This is a genomic window from Gemmatimonas sp. (assembly GCF_044345575.1).
Lineage (GTDB): Bacteria > Gemmatimonadota > Gemmatimonadetes > Gemmatimonadales > Gemmatimonadaceae > Gemmatimonas.
Genome location: NZ_JBIJAW010000136.1, coordinates 1 through 8,655, shown reverse-complemented (window position 1 = coordinate 8,655; position 8,655 = coordinate 1). Strand labels below are relative to the sequence as shown.

At 67.0% G+C, this 8,655-nt stretch carries 8 protein-coding genes; 6 read left to right on the top strand and 2 right to left on the bottom strand.

Annotation, left to right across the window (positions count from 1 at the left end; all coding sequences use genetic code 11):
- Positions 1–960: NAD(P)H-binding protein (locus tag ACIQ6O_RS09505; RefSeq protein WP_396207551.1), on the bottom strand; the 960-nt coding region annotated here is incomplete at its 3' end.
- A gap of 122 nt (positions 961–1,082) precedes the next feature.
- Here ACIQ6O_RS09505 and sseA point away from each other — a divergent pair.
- Positions 1,083–1,940, top strand: a complete 858-nt coding sequence (gene sseA / locus ACIQ6O_RS09500; RefSeq protein WP_396207550.1) for a 3-mercaptopyruvate sulfurtransferase — start codon at positions 1,083–1,085, stop codon at positions 1,938–1,940.
- 2 nt (positions 1,941–1,942) lie between these two features.
- Complete coding sequence (locus ACIQ6O_RS09495) at positions 1,943–2,824, top strand: aldolase/citrate lyase family protein (protein ID WP_396207549.1); 882 nt, start codon at positions 1,943–1,945, stop codon at positions 2,822–2,824.
- A 3-nt stretch (positions 2,825–2,827) separates the two neighbouring features.
- Here ACIQ6O_RS09495 and ACIQ6O_RS09490 read toward each other — a convergent pair whose 3' ends face one another.
- Entirely contained in the window at positions 2,828–3,517 is a 690-nt protein-coding gene (locus tag ACIQ6O_RS09490) for a peptidylprolyl isomerase (protein WP_396207548.1), read from the bottom strand.
- A 106-nt stretch (positions 3,518–3,623) separates the two neighbouring features.
- Here ACIQ6O_RS09490 and ACIQ6O_RS09485 point away from each other — a divergent pair, with 106 nt between their 5' ends.
- From ACIQ6O_RS09485 to ACIQ6O_RS09470, 4 genes are all read left to right on the top strand, one after another.
- On the top strand, positions 3,624–4,979 hold the full coding sequence (locus ACIQ6O_RS09485) for a M28 family metallopeptidase (RefSeq protein ID WP_396207547.1): 1,356 nt from the start codon (positions 3,624–3,626) through the stop codon (positions 4,977–4,979).
- Positions 4,976–7,207, top strand: coding sequence for a DUF5916 domain-containing protein (locus tag ACIQ6O_RS09480; protein WP_396207546.1), 2,232 nt, complete (start codon positions 4,976–4,978; stop codon positions 7,205–7,207). Before ACIQ6O_RS09485 ends, ACIQ6O_RS09480 begins: the two co-directional genes overlap by 4 nt.
- Positions 7,208–7,290: 83 nt before the next feature.
- Positions 7,291–7,563 carry an Ada metal-binding domain-containing protein gene (locus ACIQ6O_RS09475; protein WP_396207545.1) on the top strand — a complete coding sequence of 91 codons (273 nt, stop codon included), beginning with the start codon at positions 7,291–7,293 and terminating at the stop codon, positions 7,561–7,563.
- A 33-nt stretch (positions 7,564–7,596) separates the two neighbouring features.
- Positions 7,597–8,655: FAD-dependent oxidoreductase (locus ACIQ6O_RS09470; RefSeq protein WP_396207544.1), on the top strand; the 1,059-nt coding region annotated here is incomplete at its 3' end.

The window sequence follows — 8,655 nt, the reverse complement described above, 5'->3', positions numbered from 1 at the left end:
GTCGGCCACTTCGCCGCGCAGCATGCGGGCGTAGTGCGCTTCGAGCGTGTCCGAACCGAACGACGGGGTGGCATCGGCGTCGTAGCGTTGCGCCACCGGGTCCCACAACAGCATCGACTCGGTGGCGTAGTAGCGACCGATTCGCGCGAACTCCGCCTTGTCGCGGAGCGGGGGAATGATCGTGCCGAGCGCGTTCAGAATGGTGACGATCACGTCGAAGAACGTCACCGGCACACTCTTGAAGCGGGGCGGCTTGCCGGCGAGGCGGAACAGAAGCTCGCCCTGCTCACGCAGGGTGATCGCCGGCCCGGGACCTCCAACGGGAAGCACCTGATTGGCGCGACGGCTGTCGGTAAGGCAGCTGGCGAGATACTCGGCCACATCGTCGTCGCTGATGGGCTTGCACGCGGTAAGGGTGCCGTCGCCGAACAGCAGGAACGGCTTGCCCTGCTGCACACGCTTCACCTGACCGGACAGGCTCTTGAAGAAGGCCGTGGGGCGCACGATGGACCACGTGAGCCCCGACGCCATGAGAGCCTTCTCGAAGGCCAGCTTCGCGTGCTGGAACACCAGCAGCGGCTTCTGCACGCAGATGGCGGACAGCAGCACGAAGTGCGTGACTCCGGACTCCTTCGCGGCATTCAATACGTGCAGGTGCGCCTGATGATCGATCGCCCACGCATCTGTTGGCCCACCACTCCGCGACGCCAGACAGCTCACCACGGCATCGAACCGCTCACCACGGAAACCGTCGCGTACGACACTCTGCGCGCTGGAAACGTCGCCGGTGCGCACCGTGGCGCCGGCAATGGCGGGGGTCTGCCCGTTGCGGGGGCGCACGAAGCACACCACCTCGTGTCCGTGACGGATCAGCGCGCGCGCGGTGGCGCGACCAATGGTACCGGTGGCGCCGATCATGAACACGCGGCGGCGCGGAGAGGCGGGGGCGAAGTCTGACATACGGCGCGAAAACTGAACCGATCGCGCGGGCGGCGACAGGTCGAGAGGGCCGGCGACCCGTCACCCGGAGTTGTGGGATACCCGAATCGGCGGTAACTCACTCTTCTCATCTTCCCCGTCATATGCCCCTGCCTCTTCCCACCCCGCTCGTCAGCGTCGATTGGCTGGCCGAGCATCTTGGCCACGACGAGCTCCGCGTCATCGACGCGAGCTGGTATCTCCCCACGATGGGGCGCAACGGGCGCGCCGAGTTCGACGCGGCGCACATTCCTGGAGCGATCTTCGGCGATCTCGAACGGCTGGCCGACGAGCACGCGCCATTTCCGCATACGCTTCCCACCCCCCACGTCCTCGCCGCCCGCCTTGGTGCACTCGGCATCGGCGACGGACATGCCGTGGTGGTGTACGACGCGTCGGGGCAGAATTTCAGCGCCCCGCGCTTGTGGTGGATGCTGCGCACCATGGGGCATGCGCAGGTGGCGGTGCTCGACGGCGGGCTCCCGGCGTGGCAGCGCGCGGGGCACGCAGTCACCACGGCGGTGCACACGCACGCTCCCGCGACCTTCACGCCGCGCTTCGACGCCTCGCGGTGGCGTGATCTCGAGGCCATGCGCGCCACCGTGAGCGGTGGGACCGAACAGGTGGTGGATGCCCGGTCGGCGGGACGTTTCACCGGGGCCGAGGCCGAACCGCGTGCCGGTGTGCGCGGCGGGCACATGCCGGGCGCCACGAATGTGCATTACGCGCGACTTGTGGATGCCAACGGCATGATGAAGTCGCCCGAGGAACTCCGCACCACGTTCGATGCCGCCGGCGTCGATATCGATGCGCCCATCACGGCGAGCTGCGGTACGGGCATCACGGCGTGCGCCGTCCTGCTGGGACTCGATGTGGTTGGCGCGCGTAACACCGCGCTGTACGACGGAAGCTGGACCGAATGGGGCAGCCAGCCCGATACCCCTGTCGAAAAGGACGCCTGACCATGATGACGCTACACACCTTGGTCGCTGCGGCGGCCGCTCTGGTGGCTTCGCTCGGCCTGCGCGCCGATCGGCCCGCGCCTACCACGCCGCAACCGGCACGCAGCAACGCGCTCGCGACGTGGAAGCAGGGCGGCTCAGCGTTCGGCATCTTCGTGCCGAGCGAACGCCCCATGAACGCCACCGATGCCAACGGCAAGCGCCTACCGCCGTTGTACACCGAGGGCGGCGCTCACACGCTCGGCAGCAATCCGCTGCTCGACTACCTGTTCCTCAATCTCGAGGGCGCCTACGACGCCGCGGCGGTGAAGGCGATGGTCACAGGGCTTTCGCACCTCCCGGCGAGCGGACGCCCCACGCTGCTCGTGCGCATTCCGACCATCGAAGCGGCGGGCGAGGACAGTACGCGCGCCCGTGTGAAGGCCATTCTCGGTATGGGCGCCGACGGGGTGGTGATCCCGCACGTGCGCAGCGCGGCCGAGGCCCGCATCGCGGCGGGCTTCTTCAAGGACGCGGGGGCGAATGTGTGGACGCGCGCCAACCCCAAGGGCACGATCGTCGCCATGCTCATGATCGAAGACGGCGGAGCTGTGACCGAGATGAACGAAATCGCCGCCGTGCCGGGGTACAGTCTGCTGTCGTGCGGGATCGGCAGCCTCACGCAGAGCATGGGTGGCCGTGAGAAGGCGGCCGAGGCGGAAGCGGCGTGTCAGCGGGTGCGCGACGTGGCGGACAAGGCCGGCATGCCGAGCATGATGACCGCCAACGCGGCGACGCTGCGCGACCGCATCACGCGCGGCTACAAGGGGCTGCTACTCATGGGTGCCACGGCGCAGACGGACAGTCTCATTCTGTCGGGGCGCGACGCAGTCGGCCGCAAGTAACGGCTACTCGATGGTGGCCGACGTGATGTAGTCGAGCGCGGGGAACCAGCGCGTGAGGTAGCGGTTCCCCTGGCGCACGGCCTTGGAGGGGTTGGGCTCTTCGCCGTACTCGGTGTTGAGGGCGCGCACCACATCCATCCCCTCCACCACGGTGCCGAAGGGGGAGAAGAGCTTCTGGCCGTCGAGCTTGCGCGCGTTGTTGGCGGTGTTGATGAACAGCTGGGTCGAGCGCGTGTTGGGACCGCTTGCGGCGAAGGCGATGGTGCCGTCGGCGTTGCTCGACCGAATGGGATCGTCGGGGATTTCGGCGGTGTCCCAGAGCGTGTTCACCGCCGGATCACCATGAATGCCGAACTGCACGATGAAGTTGGGCTTCATCCGGAAGAAGCGGACATCGGTGAAGTACCCGATGCGCACCAGTTCGTAGAAGCGGTCGGCGCCGCGCGGCGCCAGTGATCGCTTCACCTGCACCACGAACGGTCCCTTCGATGTCACGAAGCGCACGCGATAGCTATCGGGGCTGCGCTCGGGGGTGAGCGACGGCGGCGGAATGCGCACCCCGCTGTCGGCCGTGGCGCCGGCCGCTGATGCAGAGCGGTCGGCCTGTGTGGTCGACGCCGTGCGATCACCACCACACGCCACGCCGACCACAGCGACGAGCAGGGACAGGTTGACGGCTCGGGAGAATCGCATGCTTGAACGGATCGGATGAACGGGTCTGACAGGCAGCAGCCAACGAAGGAGGCCGCGCCTCCGTTGTGAAGGTAGCCCGTTCGTCCCTTTCCCGGAGTGCTCTTCGATGAAGCAACTCAGCGCCCTTGCCCTGCTGCTGCTCGCCGCCCCACTGGGCGCCCAGCCCGCCGATGCCATCCCCGCCAAGTACCGCGAGGTGGCCAACCGCATCATCGCCGCCGCCCAAGCGGACAGCGCGGGGGCGTGGAATCGCATCGCCGAGCTCACCGACACCTTCGGTCATCGCCTGAGCGGCAGTGTCGCGCTCGAACAGGCGATCGACTGGACCGTCGCCACCATGAAGCGCGATGGCCTCGACAACGTGCGCAAGGATCCGGTGATGGTGCCGCACTGGGTGCGTGGCGCCGAATCGCTGGAGCTCGTGTCACCGCGCCGGCAACTGCTCCCCATGCTCGGCCTTGGCGGCAGCATTGCCACGCCACCGGCCGGGATCACGGCCGACGTGATGGTGGTGGCGAGCTTCGACGAGCTCAAGGCGCGCGCGGCCGAGGCAAAGGGGAAGATCGTGTTGTACGACGCCGAGTGGCGCGACTACGGCTACAACGGGGCGTTCCGTCGGATGGGCGCCATCGAGGCGGCGAAGGTGGGCGCCGTGGCGAGTCTGGCGCGCGCGGCCGGCCCGTACAGCATGCGCACGCCGCACACCGGCAGCATGAGCTACGACAGCACCGTCACGAAGATCCCGCATGCAAGCGTCACCGCCGAAGACGCGATGATGATGCGGCGCATGATCGCGCGCGGGCAGCCGGTGCGTGTGACGCTCAAGATGAGCGCGACGATGCTCCCCGACGCACAGAGCCACAACGTGATGGGCGAACTGCGTGGGCGTGAGAAGCCAGGCGAGATCGTGGTAATGGGTGGCCACATCGATTCGTGGGATGTGGGCCAGGGCGCGATGGACGATGCGGGCGGCGTAGTGGTGGCGTGGGAAGCCATCCGTCTCCTCAAGAAGCTGGGCCTCACGCCGCGCCGCACCATTCGTGCGGTGGGGTGGACGAACGAGGAGAACGGCATGCGCGGCGGTAACGCGTACCGTGACATGCACCGCAACGAGGTGCATCAGCTCGCGATCGAGAGCGACGGTGGCGTGTTCGCGCCCACGGGCTTCGGTTTCACGGGGTCACCCGAAGCGCGCAAGGTGATTGAAGCTATCGGCACCTTGCTCGCGCCCGTTGGCGCCAATCGCATTGGGGCGAGCGGCGGTGGCGCCGATATCGGCCCCATCATGGCCACTGGCGTGCCGGGGATGGGGCTCGAAGTGGACGGCTCGAAGTACTTCTGGTTCCATCACACCGACGCGGACACGCCGGACAAGCTCGACAAGGCCGACGTGCAGAAGTGCGTAGCGGTAATGGCGATCATGGCCTACATCGCGGCGGACGTAGAGCAGTCGCTCCGGTGAAACCACTCCTCTCGCGGCTGACCTGCGCGGCATTGTTCGCGGCCAGCGCATTTTCTCGCGTTGTCCACGCCCAGCAGGACGGCCCCGAGCGCACGCCCACGGTCGTGAATCCCGAGACCGTGGCCCGCCCATCCTTCAAGGCCACGCGCATCAGCACGCCCATCGTGGTCGATGGCCGTCTCGACGAGGCGGCGTGGCAGAGCGCCACGGTCCTCACCGACTTCGTGCAGCAGCTGCCGAAGACGGGCTATCCCTCGAGGTTCCGCACCGAAGTGCGCGTGCTGTACGACGCCACCAACCTGTACGTCGGCAGCATCAACCACGACCCCGAACCGTCGCGCGCCATCACCGTGGGACTCGAGCGCGATTTCGTGAGCTCCAACAGCGACATCTTCGGGCTCGTACTCGACACGTTCTTCGATCGACGCAACTCGTTCCTGTTTCTCGTGAACCCCATGGGGGCCGTGCGCGACGAACAGACCTTCAACGATTCGCGCACGATCGTGGAGGCGTGGGACGGCATCTCACGCGTGAAGACGGCGCGGCAGGATTCGAGCTGGACCGTCGAACTGGTCATCCCGCTGCGCACGCTGCGCTTCGACGCATCGCGCGACCCGCAGAGCTGGGGGATCAACTTCATCCGTCGCGTGCGCCGCGTGAACGAAACCAGCTACTGGGCGCCCCTCGAACGGCAGTACCGGCTGCACCGCATGTCGAAGGCCGGCACCATCGAGGGGCTCACGGGGCTCAAGCAGGGGCGCAACCTGCAGGTGAAGCCCTACGCGCTCGGCGGCAATTCGCGCGGGGCGCAGGTGCCCGCCTCATCGCTCGGTAACCGCGGCGACATCGGCGGCGACATCAAGTACGGCGTCACGCCGTCACTCACCCTCGACCTCACGTACAACACCGACTTCTCGCAGGTCGAAGTGGACCAGCAGGTGGTGAACCTCACGCGCTTCGGCATTCTGTTCCCTGAGCGGCGCGAGTTCTTCATCGAGAACTCCGGCGTATTCACCTTCGGCGACGTGCAGGAGCGTAACTATCGCATGGGTGCCGATCTGCGCGATTTCACGCTCTTCAACTCACGGCAGATCGGCCTCACCCCCGACGGGCTACCGCTGCCCATTGCCGGTGGTGGGCGCCTGACGGGGCGCGTGGGGCAGTGGGAAGTAGGCGCACTCAACATGCAGACGCAGAAGGGCGTGGGCAGCGCTCCGGGCGAGAGCTTCGGCGTGGCCCGCGTGCGTCGCAACGTGTTCGGTAACTCCGATATCGGTATTCTCGCCGCCAACCGTCAGGCCACCGATGGCAGCGGCGCCTACAATCGCTCGTATGGCGTAGACGCCAACATCCGCCTGCTTGGCAACCTCATTGTGAACACGTATCTCGCCGGTAGCCGAGCCGACACCGGCGTCGCCGACGGCACCGCGGGCCGCCTGTCGGTGGCATATCGCGGTCGGCTCTGGAATACGTCGGCAATGGTCAAACGCGTGAGTGACGACTTCAACCCCGGTATCGGCTTCGTGAACCGCCGGGGCTTCCAGCAGGCGTACGGCACGGCGGGTATTCATGCCCGTCCCAAGCTGCGGGGCATTCAGGAGCTCAACCCGTACGTCGAAGTGGATCTGTACCACGATCTCGACGGCACGCCGCAGTCGCACCAGGTGCGTGGCGGGTTCGATATCGCCTTCCAGCCCGACGGTGAGCTCAAACTGGAGGTCAACGACTGGGCCGACCGACTCGACCGCGCCTTCTCGCCGTTTCCCGGACGCACCATTCCCGTGGGGTCCTATCGCTGGCGAAACGCGAGGGCGAGCTACACCAGCACCCAGCGCTTCCCCGTGTACGGCACCCTCACCGCCGAGACGGGGGAGTTCTACAACGGCACCAACAACGTGGTGGGTGGCAGTGTGACGTGGCGCCCGCGCTACGACTTCAACATCGAAGGCACCTTCCAGCACAACGACGTCTCGCTCCCCACCGGCGCCTTTTCCGCCGATCTCGCAGGGCTGCGCATGAAGTATTCGTGGAGCACCACGCTCTTCGGCAGCGCCTTCGTGCAGTACAACACGCAGACGCGCAGCATGGTGACCAACGCGCGTGTCGCCTGGCGGTGGGCGCCACTCAGCGACGTGTTCGTGGTGTACACCGAACGACAGAACACGCTCACGAATGTACGCAACGAGCGGTCGGTGGCCCTCAAGGTCACCCGCATGCTCGCCTTCTGACGATCGCCCGCAGTGACGTGCGCGCCACCCGATTCATGGCCACCCCGCAGCGAGGCGACACAAACCGGGTACATTTCCCGGATATGACTCAGCCACGTTTGTATCGTCTCGTTGCGGCCGACGGCAGCACCGTGTCCAGCACCACTCCCGGCACGCTGGGTGGGCACCGCAAGAATCGCATTTACGGCCGCCTCGACTGCAAGGCGGCCCGGCGCGCCTTGGGTACCGGGCGCAGCTACGAGCAGCAGCGCGTGTTCTTCGCCGATGAAGCCACCGCCATCGCGGCGGGATACCGCCCGTGCGCGACCTGCCTGCCCGAGGCGTACGAGCAGTGGAAAGCGAAGAGCGCCAAGTAGCCTCTTCATGAACGGTATGGCCGCGATCGCCGCATGATTTCGCGTCGGGCGTTTCTGTCGGGGGCGGCATCGCTTTCGATCGTCTCCCGCCTGCCACGGGTGCCGTTCACTGATGGTGTCCTCTCAGTGAGGGGGACGGGCGCCGAAGAACGCGCGGCTGACCTGGTCATCATTGGCGGCGGCGTTGGTGGATGTGCGGCCGCACTCGCCGCCTGCGCCCGTGGGCTCCGCGTGATCATGACCGAGGAGACCGAGTGGATCGGCGGACAACTCACGTCGCAGGCCGTACCACCCGACGAAAACCGCTGGATCGAATCGATCGGCGGCACGGCCAGCTTTCAGGCGCTGCGGGCAGGCGTGCGTGACTTGTATCGCGCCGACCCGGCGCTCACGGCGCGCGCCCGCGGGAATCCGCGTCTCAACCCCGGGAACGGCTGGGTGTCGCGGCTGTGCGCCGAGCCCCGTGCATGGTTGACGGTGCTGGAATCGATGCTGACTCCACACGTGGCCTCCGGCGCACTCACGATTCTTCGCGGTACGCAGGCGCTCGCGGCCGACGTGGAGCGCGACACCGTGCGAGCCGTCCGCGTGCGCGACGCGACCGGGCATGACACCGTGCTGCGCGCGCCGTACTTCGTCGACGCCACGGAGCTTGGCGCACTGCTGCCGCTCTGCGGCGCCGAGCATGTCACCGGCGCCGAGTCGACCCGGGCCACTGGTGAACCGCACGCACCCGCCGAGGCGCAACCGGACAATCAGCAGAGCTTCACGGCGGTGTTCGCCATGGACTTCAAGCCTAGCGAAACGCACACCATCGACCGACCCGCCGACTACGCGCGCTGGCGTGGTACGATGGTGGACGTCGACGGCACGGCGTGGCCCTTGCTGAGCTTCGAGGAGCCCGCCAACAAGCGCATCGGGTTCGATCCGGTGGCGCGCACGGGCTACTGGTCATACCGACGCATCATCGATCGCACGCTCTACGCACCGGGACATCACGAGAGCGACATCACGCTCGTGAACTGGTGGCAGAACGACTACAGCTTCGGACCACTGGTGGGCGTGTCCCCCGATGAAGCGCAGCGCCATCGG

Coding starts and splice junctions, on each gene's coding strand:
- sseA (WP_396207550.1), top strand. CDS start 1,083: ATGCCCCTGCCTCTTCCCACCCCGCTCGTCAGCGTCGATTGGCTGGCC.
- ACIQ6O_RS09495 (WP_396207549.1), top strand. CDS start 1,943: ATGATGACGCTACACACCTTGGTCGCTGCGGCGGCCGCTCTGGTGGCT.
- ACIQ6O_RS09490 (WP_396207548.1), bottom strand. CDS start 3,517: ATGCGATTCTCCCGAGCCGTCAACCTGTCCCTGCTCGTCGCTGTGGTC.
- ACIQ6O_RS09485 (WP_396207547.1), top strand. CDS start 3,624: ATGAAGCAACTCAGCGCCCTTGCCCTGCTGCTGCTCGCCGCCCCACTG.
- ACIQ6O_RS09475 (WP_396207545.1), top strand. CDS start 7,291: ATGACTCAGCCACGTTTGTATCGTCTCGTTGCGGCCGACGGCAGCACC.